Origin of the sequence: Sphingomonas soli NBRC 100801 (assembly GCF_001591025.1) — a bacterium.
Lineage (GTDB): Bacteria > Pseudomonadota > Alphaproteobacteria > Sphingomonadales > Sphingomonadaceae > Sphingomonas > Sphingomonas soli.
Map to the genome: position 1 here is coordinate 64425 of NZ_BCTZ01000018.1, position 19923 is coordinate 84347.

15 protein-coding genes and 1 tRNA gene are annotated in these 19923 nt (G+C 66.6%); 6 read left to right on the top strand and 10 right to left on the bottom strand.

All coding sequences use genetic code 11. The features are described from left to right. Positions 1-21: 21 nt before the first annotated feature. Genes SSO01S_RS13955 through SSO01S_RS13965 form a run of 3 tightly spaced genes read right to left on the bottom strand, consistent with a single transcriptional unit; the run spans position 22 to position 3329 of the window. Positions 22-936 carry a sulfite exporter TauE/SafE family protein gene (locus SSO01S_RS13955; protein WP_066799784.1) on the bottom strand — a complete coding sequence of 305 codons (915 nt, stop codon included), beginning with the start codon at positions 934-936 and terminating at the stop codon, positions 22-24. 48 nt (positions 937-984) lie between these two features. Then, complete coding sequence (locus tag SSO01S_RS13960) at positions 985-1953, bottom strand: hypothetical protein (RefSeq protein WP_066799797.1); 969 nt, start codon at positions 1951-1953, stop codon at positions 985-987. Further along, a complete protein-coding gene (locus SSO01S_RS13965; RefSeq protein WP_066799800.1) occupies positions 1950-3329 on the bottom strand; it encodes a glycosyl transferase family protein in 1380 nt (459 codons plus the stop codon). The genes SSO01S_RS13960 and SSO01S_RS13965 overlap by 4 nt, the downstream gene beginning before the upstream one ends. A 154-nt stretch (positions 3330-3483) precedes the next feature. Between SSO01S_RS13965 and SSO01S_RS13970 the strand changes: the two genes are divergently transcribed. Further along, the gene (locus SSO01S_RS13970) at positions 3484-9234 is read left to right on the top strand and encodes an alpha-2-macroglobulin family protein (RefSeq protein WP_066799803.1); all 5751 of its coding nucleotides are present in this window, start codon (positions 3484-3486) and stop codon (positions 9232-9234) included. Between the two features lie 149 nt (positions 9235-9383). Beyond that, entirely contained in the window at positions 9384-11480 is a 2097-nt protein-coding gene (gene pbpC, locus SSO01S_RS13975; protein WP_066799928.1) for a penicillin-binding protein 1C, read from the top strand. A gap of 127 nt (positions 11481-11607) precedes the next feature. Here the strand turns inward: pbpC and SSO01S_RS13980 are convergent, their stop codons facing one another. Then, on the bottom strand, positions 11608-12069 hold the full coding sequence (locus SSO01S_RS13980) for an outer membrane protein assembly factor BamE (RefSeq protein ID WP_066799931.1): 462 nt from the start codon (positions 12067-12069) through the stop codon (positions 11608-11610). A gap of 120 nt (positions 12070-12189) precedes the next feature. Between SSO01S_RS13980 and SSO01S_RS13985 the strand changes: the two genes are divergently transcribed. Together SSO01S_RS13985 and SSO01S_RS13990 are read left to right on the top strand one after the other, a co-directional pair. After that, a complete protein-coding gene (locus SSO01S_RS13985; RefSeq protein ID WP_066799811.1) occupies positions 12190-12702 on the top strand; it encodes a ubiquinol-cytochrome C chaperone family protein in 513 nt (170 codons plus the stop codon). After that, positions 12699-13223, top strand: a complete 525-nt coding sequence (locus tag SSO01S_RS13990; protein ID WP_066799814.1) for a YceD family protein — start codon at positions 12699-12701, stop codon at positions 13221-13223. The genes SSO01S_RS13985 and SSO01S_RS13990 overlap by 4 nt, the downstream gene beginning before the upstream one ends. Before the next feature lie 141 nt (positions 13224-13364). Here SSO01S_RS13990 and SSO01S_RS13995 read toward each other — a convergent pair. After that, positions 13365-13455: transfer RNA gene (locus SSO01S_RS13995), tRNA-Ser, on the bottom strand. Between the two features lie 78 nt (positions 13456-13533). Here SSO01S_RS13995 and SSO01S_RS14000 point away from each other — a divergent pair. Further along, a complete protein-coding gene (locus tag SSO01S_RS14000) occupies positions 13534-14385 on the top strand; it encodes a peptidylprolyl isomerase (protein WP_066799817.1) in 852 nt (283 codons plus the stop codon). Between the two features lie 27 nt (positions 14386-14412). On the opposite strand, the gene SSO01S_RS14005 is transcribed toward SSO01S_RS14000, so the two are convergent. From SSO01S_RS14005 to SSO01S_RS14020, 4 genes are read right to left on the bottom strand one after another with little or no spacing between them, the layout of a single operon-like run. Next, positions 14413-15000 (bottom strand): ABC-type transport auxiliary lipoprotein family protein, encoded by a 588-nt coding sequence (locus SSO01S_RS14005; RefSeq protein WP_066799820.1) that lies wholly within the window; start codon positions 14998-15000, stop codon positions 14413-14415. 8 nt (positions 15001-15008) lie between these two features. Then, positions 15009-15980, bottom strand: coding sequence for an MlaD family protein (locus SSO01S_RS14010; protein WP_066799822.1), 972 nt, complete (start codon positions 15978-15980; stop codon positions 15009-15011). Then, complete coding sequence (locus tag SSO01S_RS14015) at positions 15980-16792, bottom strand: ABC transporter ATP-binding protein (RefSeq protein ID WP_066799825.1); 813 nt, start codon at positions 16790-16792, stop codon at positions 15980-15982. The genes SSO01S_RS14010 and SSO01S_RS14015 overlap by 1 nt, the downstream gene beginning before the upstream one ends. Continuing rightward, positions 16789-17898 (bottom strand): ABC transporter permease, encoded by a 1110-nt coding sequence (locus tag SSO01S_RS14020; protein WP_066799828.1) that lies wholly within the window; start codon positions 17896-17898, stop codon positions 16789-16791. The genes SSO01S_RS14015 and SSO01S_RS14020 overlap by 4 nt, the downstream gene beginning before the upstream one ends. 82 nt (positions 17899-17980) lie before the next feature. Between SSO01S_RS14020 and SSO01S_RS14025 the strand changes: the two genes are divergently transcribed. Then, complete coding sequence (locus SSO01S_RS14025; protein WP_066799934.1) at positions 17981-18652, top strand: HAD family hydrolase; 672 nt, start codon at positions 17981-17983, stop codon at positions 18650-18652. Positions 18653-18690: 38 nt separating this feature from the next. On the opposite strand, the gene SSO01S_RS14030 is transcribed toward SSO01S_RS14025, so the two are convergent. Continuing rightward, on the bottom strand, positions 18691-19896 hold the full coding sequence (locus tag SSO01S_RS14030; protein ID WP_066799937.1) for a DUF445 domain-containing protein: 1206 nt from the start codon (positions 19894-19896) through the stop codon (positions 18691-18693). Between the last annotated feature and the right edge of the window lie 27 nt (positions 19897-19923).

Here is a 19923-nt window from a genome sequence, read left to right on the forward strand (position 1 = left end):
GCAGCAGGATGGCCCGGCGCTTCACAGCGTATGCACCGTATAGATCTCGTCGGGTCGCCAGGCGAGGCCGAGCAGCATGCGCAGCGCCACCGCCAGCACGATGATCGCCAGCACCAGCCGCAGATATTCGGGCTTCGCTTTCTGCGCCATCCGCGCGCCGAGCTGTGCGCCGATGACCGATCCGAGCAGCAGCAGTGCGGCGAGGACGATGTCGACCGCCTTGGTGGTGGTCGCGTGCACCATCGTCGCGGCGGCCGTGACGAACAGGATCTGGAACAGCGAGGTGCCGACCACGACCTGCGTGCCCATGCCCAGCAGATAGAGCATCGCCGGTACCAGGATGAAGCCGCCGCCGACGCCGAGCAGCACGGTCAGGATGCCGGTGAAGAAGCCCAGGATCAGCGGTGCGAGCGGCGAGATGTAGAGCCCCGAGCGGTAGAAGCGCCAGCGCAGCGGCAGCATCGCCACCAGCGGGTGATGCCGCCGCCGCCGGGGCTTGGCGCGGGCATGGCCGCGCGCCACGCGGATCGCGCCCACCGATTCGTGCAGCATCAATCCGCCGATCGAACCGAGCATTAAGACGTAAAGAATCGCGATTACAGTATCGATTGAGCCGTTCGCCTGCAGCTGGGTGAATATCCCCGCTCCCACCAAACTCCCCACCACCCCGCCGGCAACAAGCACGAGTCCCATATGCACATCGACACCGTCACGGCGGAAATGCGCGAACACGCCCGAAACGCTCGCGCCGGTCACCTGGCTAGCTGCCGAGGCCGCAGCGACGGTCGGCGGGATGCCGTAGAAGATCAGAAGCGGCGTGGTGAGGAAGCCGCCGCCGACGCCGAACATGCCCGACAGGAGCCCGACACCCAGCCCCAGCGCGACGATAACGAGCGCGTTGACCGAGAGGCTGGCGATGGGGAGGTACAGGTCCATTGGCAGCACGCGATACCGCGTCCCGCGCGGCCGTGCAAAAGCGCGGCGCTAGAAATCTCCGCCCAATGTGAGCGCCAGCCCCGAACCCGGCCTTGCGCGGCCCGCCACGCGCTGGCGCCAGTCCAGGGAGAGACGGAGCCTGCCCAGCGTCAGCGTGGCGGAAGGGCCGATATCGAGCCGCTCGGCACCGCGCTGCACGCCGCCCCATGCGCCGATGCCGAGCGACAAGGGATATGCTGCCGTGCGCGCGACGCGAATGCCGCCATCGGCATAAGGATCGACGCGGCCGCGTGCGACGGCACCCGCCTGAACATAGCCCTCGATACGAAAGCCACGGGCTTCGCGATAAAGCCCCGCCGCTATCCCGGCGCCTATGCCGGATGGCCCTCCGTCGATCGCGACGCGACGCTCCACCGCCAGGCGAATCGGCGCCTGGCCGGGTTGCCATTCCACTCCGGCCGCAGCTTCCCGTCCCTTACCGGCAAGCGGGGCAGAGACGCGCCCGAATATCGCAATGCGCGGCCGGGCCGCCAGGAGATAGGCGACCCGCACACCTGCCTGCCCGCCGCCCAATTGCCCGGCGGGCGCGGCGCCGGTTCCGCTCCCGCCCCGCGCTACGAACCAGCCGCTTGCCGACCAGCGATTGGTGCGAGGGGAGGGCGGGGGCGGAAGCGGCAAGGCGGGCGGAGCCGGCGCTAGCGCGAATTCTTCCAAAGGCTGGAAGCCTGGCAGCGGAATGGGCGGCGCAAATGGGCCGGCGTGCAAAGGTGGCGAGGGGTTCAGCGGCCAGCGGGGCCGGAAGCGGCGGGCGGAGATCCGCCGTGGGGGACGCGCGGGCAGGCCGAGCGCCACGGCCATCGCGGGCAGTTCGGCGGATGGCGTTGCCGCAAGAGGAACGAGCGCACGGATAGCATTGGGCAGCGATCCGGTCTGCGGCCAGAGCAGGGCGATGCGCACGCCGATCCAGCCAACGCAGACCAGCCCGACAAAGCGGAAGGGCCGACCGCGCGCGCTCACACTGCCACGTGCTCGGGATCATCCGGAAACTGGTGATCCGTCTTGTCCCAGCGCGGTGCCGCGCCCGCTAGCATCCGGATATAGGCGATCAGCGCCAGCCGCGCGGCCAGCAACGCGATCAAATTGCCGACAAAGGCGCGCGGCACGGACCAGAACGCTTCTCGCCAGCCATAGCCGCGCCAGACGAATAAGCCCCGGACCCCGAGCCGCCAGCCGAGCAGCGCGAAATTTACCCACAGCAGATCCTGGATGAGCGGCGGAAGGGCCGGCGGCGGATTGTTCGAGATGAAATGCGCGCCCGACGACGTGCCCCAGGCAACCAGTGCGCCATAGGCAATGGCGAGCACCGGCATTGCCAACGTCGCGCGACGGTCGCGCATCCGCATCCAATGATCGCCCAGATTGCCCGCGCGGCTCCAGCCGGTGCGATCCCAACCGGCGAGCGCGATCCCGTTGAGCCAGCGCGCCTTTTGCCGCACGGCTGCAGGGAGCGTGTCTGGGAAATAGGCCCGTACCGCGACAGGGGGACCGCCGGGACGCTCGGCTACGCGGGCCAGTGCGGTCTCACCCCCCATGGATGCGACGGTCAGCCCAAGTTCGTAATCCTCGGTAAGCGAGGTCGCATCGAAAGGAACGCCGCCGCGCGCCTCCGCGATCTGCTTGAGCATGTCCAGGCGTACCGCGCACCCTACGCCGGCAAGCGGCATTCCCGCGCCAAGCGCCTGGCGGACGACGAGCGACTTGGCGTGGGCCTCGGCAAACTCGTCCATGTAGTGCCCGGCAACGAAGCGGGAGCGTGGATGCGGAAGCGGCAGCACGGGGAGCTGGACTGCAACGTAGCGCCGGAGCCACTGGGCATAGACGCGGAGTTCGAGCGGGTGGACGACGTCCTCCGCGTCGTGGAGGGCGACTGCGAAGACCGGCACATTCTCCACCGCCTCGTCGCGCAGCATCGCTCGCCAGAGCGTGTTGAGGCAATCCGCCTTGGTCGTCGGACCGGCCTGCCCGCCGATGACGAGCCGTACCCGCGCATCCAGCGCCGAAACCTGCGCTACCGCGTGGATTGTTTCCGGATCGTTCGGGTAGGTGCCGACATAGAGGAGGTAATTGTCGTGCTCGAACCGGGCGAGCGCCGTGCGGAGCATGTCGCCGATCACTGCGGATTCATCCCAGGCAGGAATGAACACGGCTATCCGGCCCGGCACCGGCGCATCGCCTTGAGAGGGCGTTTCTACGCCCGGCCGCAGCTTCATCTTCAGCCGCCGCGCGACGTAGATCAGGTCCACCGCCAGATCATCGATGCCGCCGACCAGAAACCAGATCGCGGCGAACAAGGTAGATTCGCGCGCAACGGCGTCGATCGCGGCGATCAGCATTTGGCCATTCCCCCGTTTCGGAGGGAAACCTATCCGAAACGGAGTAGCAATGAGGGATGGGTCCAAAACGGATGCGCCAACATTGGTTAATTCGCTGCTGGACTCGTTTCGCGTGCGAGTTAGGGTGGCGCGCTGCTAGAGGGGATAGGCTGCCATGAAGCTCGTTGCTCGGCTCGGGATATTGGCGCTTGTCGCCGCGCCACTGGGAGCGATCGCCGCATTCGGCGACAATAGCCCGCAGGTCGAAATGGCGACGCCGGGTATCGGCAATGGCGCGATCGAGCGCTTCACCGCGCGGTTCAACACGCCGATGGTGCCTTTGGGCGACCCCCGTGCCCCATCCCCCTTCACGGTGGAATGTGCGGTTGGCGGCGAAGGGCGCTGGGTCGATCAGCAGACCTTTGTCTATGAGTTCGCCAATCCGCTTCCCGGTGGGATCACCTGCAAGTTCAAGAACCGTGATAAGTTGAAGAGCGTCGCCGGCTACGATGTGGTCGGGCAATCGGAGTTTACCGTCGATAGCGGCGGGCCGATCGCGCGCGAAGTGCTGCCGAGTCGCTATGGCAGCGAAATCGAGGAGGATCAGGTGTTCCTCGTCTCGGCGAACCTCGCGCCGGATCCTGCGTCGGTTGCTGCCAATGCCTATTGCGCTGTCGACGGCGTGGGCGAGAAAATCCCGGTCGATGTGCTGCCGGGCGATGTCGCGCCAAGGCTATTGGCTGATCTGGGCACCGATCGCTGGGAAGTGCAGAGCTTCTTGACCAATTCGGGGCTGCCGCAAGCGCTGCCCGCCAGTACCGAGGACAGGGGCAAGGCACTCGCCAGCGTCGTCGCCCTGAAATGCCGCCGGCCGCTGCCGCCCGGTCGCGATATCGCCGTCGTCTGGGGCAAAGATATCAAGAGCATGTCCGGTCGCACTGCCGGTACAGATCAACGCTTCGATTTTACCGTGCGCAAGCCGTTTTCGGCGCGTTTCGAGTGCTCGCGGGTCAATCCCCAGGCGGGCTGCAACCCGGTCAAGGACGCATGGGTGCGCTTCTCCGCGCCGATCGCGCGCGCGCAGGCAGAGGCGGTGCGGATCACGCTGCCGGACGGCAAGCAACTGACCCCGATCTTCAACGATGACGACAAGAACAAGGCATTTGTCGGCGATCTGAAGTTCAAGGCGCCACTGCCAGCCGCGCTCACGGCGAAACTCACTCTGCCGGCCGATGTTTCGGACGAAAGCGGGCGCAAGCTTTCCAATGCCGAGCGATTCCCGCTCGATGTGAAGTTCGATGCGCCCCCGCCGCTGGTGAAGTTCGCCGCGAATTTCGGCATCCTGGAGGTCAAGACCGGCGGCGTGCTGCCGGTCACGGTGCGCAACGTCGAGGCGGATCTCGCGGGCAGCCGAATGGACGTCGGCGGGCAGAGCCTGAAGGTGGCCGGGGGCGATGGCGAGATCGCCAAATGGCTCCGCGCGCTTGACGATGCAGCCGAGGACAAGTCCGACGAGGTCAAGAAGGGCGACGAGGTCACCCATATCAATCAGACCGGCGCCAAGCCGTTGCTGACCCCCGCCACGGGCAAGCCCTTCAAGGTGGGATTGCCGGGCAAGGGCAAGGAATTCGAAGTCGTCGGCATTCCGCTCGAAAAGCCGGGCTTCTATATCGTAGAGCTGGCCTCGCCCGCACTGGGCCAGGCGCTGCTCGGCCGCAATGCGCCGCGCTACGTGGCGGCTGGCGCGCTCGTCACCAACATGAGCGTGCACTTCAAATGGGGCCGCGAGCAATCGCTTGTCTGGGTCACCGCGCTCGACACCGGCCAGGGCGTGAGCGCCGATGTGCAGGTGACCGATAGCTGCACGGGGCAGGTGCTCGCCAAGGGGAAGAGCGATGCGTCGGGCCGCCTCACCGTGCCGGCCGGGCTGCCCAAGCCCGAAACCTATGCGAGTTGCGAGAATGGCAACAGCGCGCCGCTGATGATCTCGGCGCGGGCCGGGGACGATTTCAGCTTCACGCTTACCGAATGGGGGCAGGGCATCCGCCCCTATGATTTCGATCTGACCTATGGTTACAGCGATCCGGAAGACGTGTTTCACACCGTCTTCGATCGCGCGCTCGTCCGTCAGGGCGAGACGATCCATATGAAGCATATCGTGCGCAAGCCGATCGGGGCGGGTTTCGCCCTGACGCCCGCGTTCACCGGGAAGCTTCGCCTGTCACACCGCGGGTCGGATACCAATTACGATCTGCCGCTGACGATCGACGCGAATGGCATTGGCGAGACCGAATGGACCGCGCCATCGGGCGCCAAGATGGGCGATTACGACATCCAGGTGCTCGTGAAGGAGGGCGGCGAGGACAAGACGATCTGGACGCAGCAATCGTTCAAGGTCGACGAGTATAAACTGCCGACGATGCGCGCGACCGTGAACGGTCCGAAGGAAGCAGCGGTACGGCCAGCCTCGCTGCCGCTTGATCTGTTCGTCGGATATCTCTCGGGCGGTGGCGCGGCGAACCTGCCGGTCGAGCTGCGCGTCGGATATTACGCGTCCAGCAGCGCACCGGACGGGTATGAAGGCTATAGCTTTGGCGGTCGCGCGATGGCCGAAGGCATCAAGCCGATGGACGGCGAAGGCGAGGACGAGACCGTTCAGCTGCCGCCGACCCAGACGCTGCCGGTCAGCCTGGGCGGCGATGGCAGCGCGCGCACCATTGTGGAAGTGCCGCAGACGCTCGACCAGCTCACCTCGATGGCGGTCGAGATGGATTATCAGGACGCCAACGGCCAGATTCTGACCGCGTCGCGGCGCATCCCGATCTACACGTCCGCCGTCCAGCTTGGCATCAAGACCGATGGCTGGCTGATGAAGCAGGACGATCTGCGCCTGCGCTTCGTTGCGCTCGATACGGCGGGCAAGCCGCTCGCAAACCAGTCGATCTCGGTGGAGCTGTACAGCCGCGAGATATTGACCGCGCGGCGGCGGCTGATCGGCGGCTTCTATGCCTATGACAACCAGATGAAGACGACGCGTCTGGGCGCCACCTGTTCGGCGACGACCGATGCCCAGGGTCTGGCGACCTGCCAGCTCAATCCGGGCGTGTCGGGCGAGGTGTATGCCGTCGCCACCACCAAGGACGCCAGCGGCAATGTCGCGCGCGCCACCCAGTCGGTGTGGCTGGTGGGCGACGAGGATTGGTGGTTCGGCGGCGACAATGGCGACCGGATGGACGTCATCCCCGAACGCCGGGAATATAAGGCTGGCGAGACCGCCAAATTCCAGGTGCGCATGCCCTTCCGCGACGCGACCGCGCTCGTGACGGTCGAGCGCGAGGGCGTGCTTTCGAGCTTCGTCGTCGGGCTGACCGGCAAGGACCCGGTGATCGAGGTCCCGATGCCGGCGGCATATGCACCTGATGTCTATGTCTCGGTGATGGCGGTGCGTGGGCGCGTATCGGGCTGGAGCCAGTGGACCGCCGACCTGGCGAAGAATTGGGGCATGCCCTTCTCGAAGGACGGCACGAGCGAAACCGCTACGGTCGATCTCGCCAAGCCGGCATATCGGCTGGGCATCGCCAAGGTGAAGGTAGGCTGGGAGGGCCATAAGCTCGACGTGGCCGTAAAGGCGGACAAGGCGACCTATGGCGCACGCGGCACTGCTGCCGTGGACCTCACGGTCAAGACGCCTGACGGTAAGCCCGCGGCCAGCGCCGATGTGGCGTTCGCGGCGGTCGATGAGGCGCTGCTCCAGCTCGCCCCCAATGAAAGCTGGGATGTGCTGACGGCGATGATGGGCGATCGCCCGATCTCGGTTCTCACGTCCACCGCGCAGACGCAGGTTGTCGGCAAGCGGCATTACGGCAAGAAGGCTGTCGAGGCAGGCGGTGGTGGCGGCGGCGATCTCTCCGGGCTCAACCGCGAGAATTTCCAGCCGGTGCTGCTGTGGAAGGGTAGGGTGCCGCTCGACGCGAACGGCCATGCCCGGATCGACGTGCCGCTCAACGATGCGCTGACCTCGTTCAAGCTCGTCGCCATCGCCACCGATGGGGCGCAGCTTTTCGGCACCGGGTCCGCCAGCGTGCGGACGGCGCAGGACCTGTCCATCTATGCGGGCGTGCCGCAACTCGTTCGCACGGGGGATACGTTCAGCGGCATGTTCACGCTGCGCAACGGATCCAGCAAGCCGATGAAAGTAACGGCGAATGTCGAGCTCAGCCCGAGGGTGGCGACCGGCAAGGCGCTGACGGTCGAGATCCCGGCGGGCGGAGCCGCGCCGGTTGTGTGGAACCTCACCGCACCGCCCTCTGCAGGCAATCTGACCTGGACGGTTTCCGCGCGTTCGGAAGACGGCAAGGCGACCGACAAGGTGACGGCGGTGCAGGAGATCATTCCCGCCGTGCCGGTCGAGACCTGGGCGGCCAGCATCGCGCGGGTAACCTCGGGCACGAGCTTCTCGATCGCGCCGCCCGTTGGCGCGCTGCCCGGCGTCGGCATGGTCGAGGTCAGTCTGGCGGACACGCTGGCGCCGCCGCTTCAGGGCGTTCGCGATTATATGGCCGCTTATCCCTATGTCTGCCTGGAGCAGCGCACGTCGCGGGCGATCGCGCTGGGCGATGCCGGGATGTGGAACCTGATCGCCGGCGAATTGCCCGCGTATCTCGATAATGATGGCCTGCTGCGATACTTCCCCGGAGACATGCCGGGTTCGGAATCGCTGACCGCCTATATGCTCGCGGTCACCTCGGAAGCGGGGTTGCCGCTGCCCGATGCGCCGCGTGCCAAGATGATCGATGCGCTGAAGAGCGTCCTCGATGGACGGCTGCGGCGTGAAGATTATGGCGATGTCCGTCTCCAGCGGCTGACCGCCTTCAACGCGCTGGCGCGTGCCGGGGCGGCGACTGCGAACATGGTCGGGCAGGTGGGTATCGGCGTGGCGGAAATGCCCACGTCGAGCCTCGCCGATTATGCGGTGGCGATCGGCAAGGTGCCCGGCCTCGCCAACGGCCAGCAACTGCGCCTCGACGCCGAAAGGACGCTGCGCACCCGCCTGGTCTATGAAGGGACGCGCATCGATATCGCCGACAAGGGCAAGATGCCCTGGTGGCTGATGGCATCGGATGACGAGGCGGCGATCAAGGCGCTGCTCGCGACGCTGGGCCGCCCCGGCTGGCAGGACGATACCGCGAAGATGATGGTCGGGCTGGCGTCGCGCCAGCAGCGCGGCCATTGGGACACGACCCCCGCCAACGCCTGGGGCGCGATTGCCGCACGCCGGTTCATGGCGGCCTATCCCGCCGAATCGATTGCCGGGATCACTACCGCGACCTTCGGTACGTCGAGCGTCAGCCGCACCTGGCCTCTGGCCGAACCGCAGCGGCTGTTCACGCTGCCGCTCCCGGCCCAGACCACGCCGCTGGTGTTCAACCAGAGCGGCGGCGCGGGGCCATGGGCGTTCGTCCGCGTCAAGGCGGCGGTGCCGCTGACCCAGCCGCTGATGGCGGGGTACAAGGCGACCAAGAAGGTGGAGGCGGTCAAGCAGGCCGTGGCCGGCGCATGGACGCGCGGCGATATCGTCAAGGTGACGATCAGCGTTGAAGCATCCGCCGAGCGCAACTGGGTGGTGATCAACGATCCGGTGCCCTCGGGTGCGACGATCGTGGGCAATCTGGGCGGCCAGTCCGAGATGCTCGCGGCGCAGGCCGGGACCAGCGGCGGCGTTCCCCCCAGCTATATCGAACGCGGCCGCGATTCGTGGCGGGCTTATTATGGCTGGGTGCCGCGCGGCAGCTTCACCATCTCCTATGTGATGCGGCTCGATGCCGCCGGGCGCTTCAGCCTGCCGGCCACGCGGGTTGAGGCGATGTACGCGCCCGAGATCCGCGCACAGATCCCGAACCAGCCGATGGTGGTCGCGCAGAGGTGAACTGGAAGGAATGGAGCGGACGGTTCCCGCGCGTATCGCGGGCCGTCCGCTGGATCGACGACACGCCCGAGCGGCTGCACGGCTGGTTCGGCCGGGTGCGCGACGCCTATCGCGAACAGGGCTGGCGTGGCGTGTTCACGGCGCGGCGGATGGTGCTGGGCACGGGCTCGGTATTGCTCACCGCGTTCGTCAGCGCCTGGTGGGTGACGCTGCCACCCGCGCTGCCAAGCTATGCCGCGGTGCGCGGGCATTGGAAGGCTTCCGAAGCATGGATGTATGATCGCAACGGGCGGCTGATCGATTCCGCACGCGTCGATTATCAGGCGCGGCGGCTTGCCTGGGTGAAGCTCGACGAAGTCTCGCCCGTGGCGCGCGATGTGCTCGTGGAGGCAGAGGACCGGCGGTTTCGTTCGCACGGCGGGATCGACTGGCTGGCGACCGCCGGTTCGCTGCGCGCGCGGCTTTCGGGCAAGCGGGGACGCGGCGCATCGACGCTGTCGATGCAGGTCGCGGCCTATTTGGCACCCGAATTGTCCGCGCCGGGAAGCCGCGGGCTGATCGACAAGCTTCGCCAGATGCGCGCGGGCGACGCGCTCGACGGCGCATGGAGCAAGGACCAGATCCTGGAGGCCTATCTGAACCTCGCCGGTTTCCGGGGCGAGGCGCAGGGGATCGGCGCGGCGGCGCTGGGCCTGTTCGGCAAGACGCCGGCGGCGCTCAGCCGCGACGATGCGCTGTTGCTGGCGGCGCTCCTGCCCGATCCGCGCGCCGGGGCGGCCAAGGTCGCGGCGCGCGCCTGCGCGCTCAGCCGCGAGCAGGATTGCAGCAGGTTTGCGGGCGCTGCCGCCTCGATGCTGGGGCCGGCGCGCAGCCTGGCGCTCGATCCCGGCCTGGCCCCGCATCTCAGCGCGCGGCTGCTCACGCAACCGGGCGCGAAGGTGAAGACCACGCTCGACATCAATATCCAGCGCGCCGCGATCGCCGCGCTCAAGCGCCAGCTCCAGGGGCTTGGCGGCACCCGCGCGCGCGACGGCGCTGTGGTGGTGGTGGACAATGCGACGGGCGACGTGCTGGCCTATGTCGGCGGGATCGGGGGCGAATCGACCGCGCCCGCCGTCGACGGCGCGTCCGCCTATCGGCAGGCGGGGTCGACGCTCAAGCCGTTCCTATACGCCCAGGCGATCGAGAAGGGTTACCTTACCGCCGCCTCGATCCTCGACGATTCGCCGGTGCAGCTCGACACGGCTTCGGGGCTCTACGTGCCGCAGAATTACGACAAGGCGTTCAAGGGGCCGGTATCCGCGCGCGTCGCGCTGGCGGGCTCGCTCAACGTGCCGGCGGTACGCACCTTGCTGCTCACCGGCGTGGACCCCTTTCGCGATCGGCTGTGGGATATCGGCTATCGCGGGCTGGTCGAGGACGGCCAATATTATGGCTATTCGCTGGCGCTGGGATCGGCCGAGGTCACGCTGATGGAGCAGGTCGCCGCCTTTCGCAGCTTCGCGATGGGCGGGCGCTGGGGTCCGTTGCGGGTTCTGGAGGGCGACGGGCGTGAGGCGCTTCGCCGCGTGACGACCCCGCAGGCCGCATGGATCGTGGCGGATATGCTCGCCGATCCCAATGCGCGCGCGGGCACGTTCGGGATCGATTCGGCGCTGCGCCTTCCCTTCTGGGCGGGAGCGAAGACGGGCACGTCCAAGGCGATGCGCGACAATTGGTGCATCGGCTTCTCGGATCGCTTCACGGTGGGCGTATGGGTCGGCAATCTGGAAGGAGACCCGATGCGCGCGGTTTCCGGCACCAGCGGCGCGGCGCCGGTGTGGCGCGATCTGATGATAATGCTGCATCAGGAAAGCCCGGGCAAGGCGCCGCCACGCCCCTCCGGCATCGAGGAGCGCGGCATCGTCTTCGAGCGCGGCATCGAACAGCCCCGGCGCGAATATTTCATCGCGGGCACCGCGCTTACCCGCGTGGCGGTGGCTCCGGCGGCGGCGCGGCGTCCGCGTATCGTCAATCCGGTGGCGGGCAGCGTCTATGCGCTAGATCCGGACATTCCGCGCGAGAATCAGCGGCTGGCCGTGTCGGTCACCGGCGAGGTGCTCGGCCACCGGCTGGTCCTCGACAAGCAGGATCTGGGATCGGCGGAGTCGCGGCCGTTGATCCTCGCGCCGCGCGGCCAGCATCGGCTGCGGCTGGTCGATCTGGGCGGGCGCACCGTGGATCAAGTGGTGTTCACCGTCCGGTGAGGGAGCCAAATGCGCGGCGGTGCGTTACCCGAGTCGGTCCCTTTACCCTTTCGGGGGCTGAGTAGATTCGGCCGCGTCGGCGTACCACGGCGCGGCCGGACGCGCGCTCAAGACAGCGCTCGATCGATTATTGGCCACCGCCGCCCATGCCGGGCGCGCCGACCGTGCCGATATTGCCGAACAGATCCTGGAAGAAGCCGCGCTTGCGGCCGAGCGTCGGCGTCTTCTTGCCATAGGCATCGACCGAGGCGACCAGCTCGATCCCCGAGCGATCGACCGCGACGACATTACCCTTGGTGTCAAAGCGGATGCGCAGCGTCTGCTGCTCGCGAACCTTGGGATCCTGGAAACCCAGATTGCTGCTGTTGCGCGAGACGTAATACCATTCGCCTTCGTTGAACTGGCTCGTCAGCGTCGGGCGGCCGAGCGTCTGCAGCACCGATTCGCGATTATCGATGCCGGGTTGGATCGCATCGACCAGTTCCTTGTCGATCACATAGCCCTGATGCGTGCGCACCGGAGCGCAGGCCGAGGTGCCGAGAGCTGCTGCCAGCAGGGCGGCGCCAAGCGCACGGACGGGAATCGGCATAACTTCTCCAAAGGCAAACGCTGGGCGCAGCGCATTGCATCGCGCGGCCATAGCCTCAATATGCGCCAAAATGCGGCCAAACAAGGTCGCAGCCCTATTAGCTATGGAACGAACCGGCACATGCGACTGCTCCAGCGTCTCTTCGGAGCCCCAGACCGCGGCACCGCGCCGCAACTCTATGACGCGGTAGTGGCGCTCGGCCGGATGCCGCATTGGTATGAAGAAGGGGCCGTGCCCGACACGATCGACGGGCGCTTCGACATGATCGCGGCGGTCCTCTCGATCGTCATGCTCCGGCTGGAAGGCGATCCGCAGGGAGTGCCGCAGAGCACCGCGCTGGCCGAGTGCTTCATCCAGGACATGGATGGGCAATTGCGCGAGATCGGAATTGGTGACGTGGTGGTCGGCAAGCATCTAGGGCGGATGATGGGGATGCTGGGCGGCCGCCTGGGCGCCTATCGCGACGGCCTTGCGGCCGGATCGATCCGCGATGCTCTGGTGCGCAACGTCTATCGTGGCGCGCCGCCTGCGGATGCCGCGCTCGCCCATGTGGAGCGGGAATTGCTCGCGTTGCGCGAGAAGCTCGCGGCGGCACCGATCGCTGTCTTGGTCGCTGGGGAGCTGCCGGCATGAGCGAGTTCGAACGGCTGCACCGGCTCGATCAGATCGGCGCCGGGGAGAATCGGGTTTCGGTGACCGCAGAGCCCGGCGAGCGGGCGGCGCTGGCGGCGCGCTTCGGGCTGGCGGAGATCGCGTCGTTGAGCGCAGACTATGCGATCCGGCGCGACAGCAGCAGCGTGGTTGCGCGCGGCCACCTCTCGGCGCAGGTGACGCAGCATTGCTCGGTGACGGGAGATCCCTTGCCAGTGGGCGTGGAAGAGGATTTCGCGATCCGTTTTCTGCCCGAGCCCGATACCGAGGCGGCCGATGAGGTCGAGCTGAGCGAGGATGCGTGCGACACGGTGTTCTACACCGGCGGCGCGATCGATCTGGGCGAGGCGGCGGCGGAGACCTTGCTGCTGTCACTCGATCCCTTCCCGCGCGGGCCGAACGCGGCAGCCGCGCTCAAGGAAGCGGGCGTGATCAGCGAGGAAGAGGTTACCCGCGCCAGCGCCTTTTCCACGCTCAAGGACCTGCTCGGCAAGAAGGACTAGGTGGGCCCCGGAGCTTTTTGCCTGCGGCGCTGCCAGCCCAACGCGAACCGCTCTCCGACCGATGTCATATGGCATCTGAGCGCGGCTGCCGAGCTTAACGGCTTCGCCGCTCGGCCTGAGTAAGATACTCGCAGGACTTGCTGGCGGAGCGGGAGGGATTCGAACCCTCGATACGGTTTTGCCGTATACTCACTTTCCAGGCGAGCGCCTTCGACCACTCGGCCACCGCTCCGCATGCTCTGGAAGGGGCTGCCGATATAGTGTGGAAGGGAACTAGGCAAGCGTGGCGCGGCGTGCCAGTTTCCGGGCCATGCTGAAGCCCCTTCTCGCGCTGCTCGCGCTCACCGCCGCTTTCCCCGCCACCGCGCAGACCGCGCCGCAGCCCAGCGATGCGATCCCCGAGGATTGGCGCGACATTCCCGATGACGAGATTATGGTGATCACGTTCAAGGATGGCCGCCAGGTGTTTATCCGGCTCGCGGCGCGGTTCGCGCCCGGCCATGTCTCAAACCTGCGCAAGATCGCGCTGGCGCGCTGGTGGGACGGAACGAGCGTCTATCGGGTGCAGGAAAACTGGGTGACGCAGTGGGGCGGCGACGAGAAGGCACCGCCGCCGGAAATCATTGCGCGCCCGCCCGCCGAGTTCGAGATCGGCCAATTCCAGCCCGCGCAGCGGCTGACCAAGGCTGACGGCTATTCCGCCGCATCGGGGGTCACGGCGGATGGCTGGCCGATCGCGACCGATGGCAAGGTGGCGTGGCTCACCCATTGCTATGGCATGGTCGGCGTTGCGCGCGATCAATTGCCCGATACCGGCGCGGGCACCGAATTGTTCACGCCGATCGGCCAGTCGGCGCGGCGGCTTGACCGCAATTACACCGTGGTTGGCCGGATTATCGAGGGCATGCAGTTCATGTCGGCGATGCCGCGCAGCAGCGCTGCGATGGGCGTCTATGCGACCGAGGCGGAGCGCACGGCGATCGCATCGGTGCGGCTTGCCAGCCAGTTGCCCGGCGACGAGCGCCCGCGCTTCCAGTATCGCGCAACCGACAATGAGCGCTATGCCGCCCTGATCAAGTCGCGCGAGAATCCCGCACCGCCGACGGTAGCGACCGGGCTGGAAGTCTGCGATCTCTCGCCCGGGGTTCGCCGCAAGCAATAAGCAGGCGGCGTCTGGCGGAAAACGAGCCTAGCGGCCGATCCAGTCCGCCACCTGCGCCGCGACCTGATTGGCGGCGATGTTGAGCGCGGTGCCGCTCGAGCGCGCATCGATAGGGGCAGCGGGCGCGCGCGCCTCGAAGCGGCGCTTCTCGAGCACGGTTTCCTTGCCGCGAATCAGCGCGGCATCATAGGTGACAACCGCTTCGCCGCTGTCCGCGTCAATCCCGAAGCGTCGCAGCTCGCCCATCAGATAGGCGCCGGGGTCGAGCTGCGACTGGCGCGACGAAAGCACCAGACGCCCGGTGCGTGACGTGATCGTGTCGCTCAGCACGCGCTGGAAAAGCTGGTTGGGGCGCTCCACCCATTGCGCGTCCTTCACATAGGCGATCGCAGTGCCCCCCGAATGGACCGGGATGCGCGACGCGGAAAGCTCTTGCGGCACCGACGGCACTGAAACCGTGATCGTCGCGGCGACACTCGATTGCTGCGTTTCGCCCACGGGGAGTTCCACCGACGAATGGAGCGTCAGCAGGCTGGCGGGAGGCTTGCTGCCGAACGAGATGCAGCCCGAAAGCGCGCCGGCGAGCAGGGGGACGAGGAACAGGTGCTTCTTCATCGCGGCTCTCACTTCTTCTTGCCGGGTTTGTAATCGGGCAGCTTGGGACTGCCGAGGATGCTGCCCGCGCCGTCCTGATCGATCTTCTCCGCCACCGATGCGAGCGACTGCGACATGATGCGCAGATCCTGGATCAGCTGGCCGACTTCGGGGATGGTCTTTTTAGAGAATGCCTGAACGCCCGGTCGCGCATCGGCGATCGTCGCATCGAGCGTCTCCATGCTCTTCTTGGCCGATTCGATCGTCTTGTTTAGGTTGGCGATCGTCGGCTTGATATTGTCCGAAAGCACGCCGTTGGTGGTCTTGGCCAGATCGCCGATCTGCTCGGCGGCGATGCCTGCCTTCTGGATCGCGATCCGCGTCTCGGCGAGCGTGGCGGCGATTTCCGGTCCGCGGTCGGCCAGCGCGTCGGTCAGCCGGTTGGTGTTCGCGAGGATGCCGGCGATCGATGCCTGGTTCTTGTCGCCCAGCATGTCGGTCAGGCGTTCGGTAAGCGTGGAGAGCCGCTCGAGCAGCTTCGGCGCCGAGTTCAGCAGCGCGCCAAGCCCGCTCGCCTTGGTCGGGATCACCGGCACGCCAAGCGGGCACGCGGCCTCAGGCTTTTGCGCGGGGCAGGCGATGGCGGGCGCGCCCTTGACCGCGCCATCGAGCTGCACGCTGGAGGGGCCGGTGAAACTGCCCTGTATGGTCGCGGTCGTGCCCTCCAGAATGGGCACCGCATCCTTCACGGCGATCCGCACACGCACCAGGCTGGGATCCGGCTGCCAGAATGCGATTTCCTTGACCTGCCCCGAAGGTACGCCGGAAAAGGTCACCTGCGATCCGGCACTGAGCCCGTCCACGGCTTGCTTGAAGAAGATGTCATATTCGCGATCGTCGCCGCCGCTCAGCCGCGCGAGCCAGACAGCGAAAAGCGCCAGCACCGCGATCAGGATCAGCACGACGCTGCCGACAAGCACATGATTTGAACGCGTTTCCATCAGACTTGGTCCTCACGTGCGGCATGCCGGGTCGTACTGGCGACCGCAGCTCTCCCGCGCGGTCCGTTGAAATATTCCTGGATCCAGGGATGATCCAGCGCGAGCAGTTCGGGAATGGTGCCCACCGCGATCACCTTCTTGTCGGCGAGAACTGCGACGCGGTCGCAGATAGCGTAGAGGGTGTCGAGATCGTGGGTGATGAGGAAGACCGTCAGCCCCAGAGTCTTTTGCAAGGATGCGGTAAGATCGTCGAACGCGGCGGCGCCGATCGGATCGAGCCCTGCCGTCGGCTCATCGAGGAACAACAGCTCGGGATCGAGCGCGAGCGCGCGAGCGAGGCCGGCGCGCTTCTTCATACCGCCTGAAAGCTCGGCGGGATATTTGGGGCTGGCATCGGCCGGCAGGCCGGACATCACCACCTTGTAACCGGCAATCTCGTCGAGCAGTTGCTGGTCGAGCTGGGGGTAGAATTCCTTGAGCGGGACCTGGACGTTCTCCGCCACCGTCAGCGTAGAGAAGAGCGCGCCGCCCTGGAACAATATGCCCCAGCGCTTGCGGACATCCATGGCTTCGGTTTCGTCGCGACCGATCGTGGTTTCGCCGAACACTTCGATCTGGCCCTCGACCGGAGTCTGCAATCCGATGATCGAGCGCATCAGCACCGATTTGCCGGTCCCAGAACCGCCGACCACGCCCAATATCTCGCCGCGACGCACGTCCAGATCGAGCCCGTCATGCACCACGGCGTCGCCAAAGGCGTTGCGTAGCCCGCGGACCTTGATGATCGTATCGCTTTTCGGGGGGCGGCTCATTTCCAGCCGATCCCGCTGAAGAACACTGCGAAGAAGGCGTCGAGGACGATCACGAGGAAGATCGCCTGGACCACAGCCGTCGTCGTGCGGTGGCCGACCTGCTCGGCATCGCCTTCCACCTGCATGCCCTGAAAGCATCCCGCCAGCGCGATGATGATCCCGAAGACCGGTGCCTTGATCAGGCATATCCACAGATCGGTCATCGGCACGACTTCGCGGATCTTCATGATGAAGGTAATCGGCGGGATGTCGAGCGCGATCCAGCAAAGCAATCCGCCGCCGATGATCCCGATCAGCGAGGAATAGAAAGCGAGCAGCGGCATCATCAGAACCACCGCAATCGTGCGCGGCAGCACCAGTGCCTCCAGTGGCGACACGCCGATCGTGCGCATCGCATCGACTTCCTCGGTGAGCTTCATTGTGCCGATCTGCGCGGCGAACGCCGAGCCCGAGCGGCCGGCGACCATGATCGCGGTCATGAGCACGCCGAGTTCGCGCAAGGTGATCCGGCCGACCAGATTGATCGTGTAGATTTCCGCGCCGAACTGACGGAGCTGCACCGCGCCTTGCTGAGCGATGACGATCCCGATCAGAAAGCTCATCAGGCCGATGATGCCCAGCGCGGTGACGCCGACGATCTCGAAACGGTGGACGGTGGCGTTGAAGCGGAAGCGCGAGGGATGCGTCGCGACGTTCCAGAAAGCGATCAGCGTGGCACCGAGAAACCCGAGCAGGCCGTAAAGCGTCTTGCCCGCGGTGACCACCGCTTCGCCCACCTCGCCGAGCACGCGCGGGATCAGCCCTGCCTGCGGCCGGGGCTTCTCCACCGGGCATTCGGCGGCGGCCACCTGCTCAAGCAGATGCGCTTCGTCGGGCTGAAGACCGACAATCTCGGCACCATGATCGCGGGCGAATCGGTGCACCAGCCATGCGCCAACCGTATCGATCCGCTCGATCTGATGCAGATCGATCCGGCTGACCGGACCCTGCACTGCCTCCAGCCGCTTCGGCAGATCGCCGATACGCGCGAGCGACAGGTCTCCGGAGAAGCACAGGGCCGCGCCGCCGCCGGAATCGATGCGCTCGAAGGTCGCAGGCTCGTTCATGAACGGCACCTTTCCGCGATTCGCCCTTCTGCGGCAAGGATTTGCTCTGGTGCGGCCTTATGGCCTCGTCCTACATGTCCCAATGCGACACCTCGCGATCTACGACATGGACAAGACGATCACGCGCGATGCGACGTGGACGCGCTTCCTGCTGGCGTCCGCCAGGGGCCGCGCGCCGTGGCGGCTGGCGCTGTATCCGATCGCCGGGCTGGCGGCACTCGGCTACCTGTTGAAGCTCACCGACAGGGCCGGGCTCAAGCGGTTTACCCAGCGTCTGATGCTGGGCGCAGCGCTCTCCGAAGCGGAGATGGAACAGCTTGCCGAAGACTTTGCCGATGCCGAGGCCACGCATGGCGTGCTCCACGGCGCGCGCGAGCGGGTCGCGGCGGATCGCGCGGCGGGCTATACCCTGGTCATGGCCACGGCGTCGCACGGCTATTACGCCGCCGCTATCGCGCGCCGCCTGGATTTCGATGCTGTCGTCGCCACTCGGGCAAAACGCGATGGGCAAGGGCGCATTCTCCCTGATCTCGACGGCGATAACTGTTACGGCCCCGCAAAGCTCCGCATGATTCTGGATTGGATGGACCAGGAGCGGATCGAGCGTACCGGCGCCTATATCCGCGCATATTCGGATCATGTTTCGGACGCGCCGCTGCTCGGCTGGGCGGATGAGGGCTTTGCGGTGAACGCACATGGTCCGCTCAAGGTGCTGGCCGCCGAGAAAGGCTGGCCGATGCTGGACTGGCGCTAGAACGGCGCGCAGCGGGTGCCGTTCAACTGAAAACGATTCTAGAACAAAGTATCCACGGCATGGATCGCGACGCCGACCAGCCCGCCCACCAGCGTTCCGTTGATCCGGATATATTGCAGGTCACGGCCGACGGCGTTTTCGAGCCGCCCGGTCACCGTCTCGGCGTCCCAGCCTTTGATCGTATCGGAGACCAGGCGGACGATTCCATCGCCATAATCCGATGCCGCCCCGACCGCAGTGCGCCGGGCGAAGCGGTTGATCGTGTCGGCCAGCCGCCGGTCGGTCTGCAAGGTCGTACCGAACTGGCGGAGCGCTTCGCCCATCTTGCCCGCCATCGCGCGTTCGGGATCGCGCGCGACGCGCAGCAACGCGGCGCGGCTCATTTCCCACAGCCCGTCGATCCAGCGCTGAAACGCCTGATTCTCGATCAGCTCGCCCTTGAACGCCTCGACCCGCTCGCGCAGTTCGGGCTTGTGCTGAAGGTCGTCCGCCAGCCGGGCAAGGCCCTCTTCCGCCTTGGCGCGGAGCGGGTGATGCGGATCGTCCGCCATTTCGAAGAGAAGCTTGTGCAACCCGTCGATGATCTTGTTGGCCAGCGTCTCGTCGAGCCCGGTCCAGCGCATCACCGAGCCTGAGCGCTGGTGCACCATCTCGCGGATCATATGCTCGTTGGCGGCGAGAATCCGCGCGGCCCAGTGGATCATCCCGTCGAGCAAAGGCAGATGCCGGTCGCTGGCGATCGCCGCGCCGAGCGCCTGACCCGCAAGCGGGGACAATTCGAGCGCGCGCAGCCGGGATGCGATCGCGCCCTTCGCCATGCCGCCCAGCCGCTCCTGATCGAGCGATTCGAGGATGTCGGCGAAAAGGCGGGACGCGCCGCTGCCGATGCGGCCGTTCGCTGCGGGCGGATTGGCCAGCCAGCGCCCGGCCGCGCCCGCCACGTCGAGCTTCTGCATCCGGCGCGCGACCACTGCAGGGGTCAGGAAATTATCGCGGAGGAACTGGGCGAGCGTGCCTGCGATCCGATCCTTGTTGCGCGGGATGATCGCGGTGTGCGGTATCGGCAGCCGCAGCGGATGGCGAAACAAGGCGGTGACCGCGAACCAGTCCGCCAGCCCGCCCACCATCGCCGCCTCGGCAAAGGCGCGGACATAGCCGATGGCGGGGTGCACATCGACCAGCGCGCGGGCGGCGAGAAACAGCGCGGCCATCGCGACCAGCAGTCCGGTCGCGACCCAGCGCATGCGGCGCAGGCCGGGGGCTACTGGCTC

Bases quoted from the DNA above. Each gene is read 5' to 3' on its own strand.
- SSO01S_RS13955 (WP_066799784.1), bottom strand. From the start codon at position 936: ATGGACCTGTACCTCCCCATCGCCAGCCTCTCGGTCAACGCGCTCGTT.
- SSO01S_RS13965 (WP_066799800.1), bottom strand. From the start codon at position 3,329: ATGCTGATCGCCGCGATCGACGCCGTTGCGCGCGAATCTACCTTGTTC.
- SSO01S_RS13970 (WP_066799803.1), top strand. From the start codon at position 3,484: ATGAAGCTCGTTGCTCGGCTCGGGATATTGGCGCTTGTCGCCGCGCCA.
- pbpC (WP_066799928.1), top strand. From the start codon at position 9,384: ATGGTGCTGGGCACGGGCTCGGTATTGCTCACCGCGTTCGTCAGCGCC.
- SSO01S_RS13980 (WP_066799931.1), bottom strand. From the start codon at position 12,069: ATGCCGATTCCCGTCCGTGCGCTTGGCGCCGCCCTGCTGGCAGCAGCT.
- SSO01S_RS13985 (WP_066799811.1), top strand. From the start codon at position 12,190: ATGCGACTGCTCCAGCGTCTCTTCGGAGCCCCAGACCGCGGCACCGCG.
- SSO01S_RS13990 (WP_066799814.1), top strand. From the start codon at position 12,699: ATGAGCGAGTTCGAACGGCTGCACCGGCTCGATCAGATCGGCGCCGGG.
- SSO01S_RS14000 (WP_066799817.1), top strand. From the start codon at position 13,534: ATGCTGAAGCCCCTTCTCGCGCTGCTCGCGCTCACCGCCGCTTTCCCC.
- SSO01S_RS14005 (WP_066799820.1), bottom strand. From the start codon at position 15,000: ATGAAGAAGCACCTGTTCCTCGTCCCCCTGCTCGCCGGCGCGCTTTCG.
- SSO01S_RS14010 (WP_066799822.1), bottom strand. From the start codon at position 15,980: ATGGAAACGCGTTCAAATCATGTGCTTGTCGGCAGCGTCGTGCTGATC.
- SSO01S_RS14015 (WP_066799825.1), bottom strand. From the start codon at position 16,792: ATGAGCCGCCCCCCGAAAAGCGATACGATCATCAAGGTCCGCGGGCTA.
- SSO01S_RS14020 (WP_066799828.1), bottom strand. From the start codon at position 17,898: ATGAACGAGCCTGCGACCTTCGAGCGCATCGATTCCGGCGGCGGCGCG.
- SSO01S_RS14025 (WP_066799934.1), top strand. From the start codon at position 17,981: ATGCGACACCTCGCGATCTACGACATGGACAAGACGATCACGCGCGAT.
- SSO01S_RS14030 (WP_066799937.1), bottom strand. From the start codon at position 19,896: ATGCGCTGGGTCGCGACCGGACTGCTGGTCGCGATGGCCGCGCTGTTT.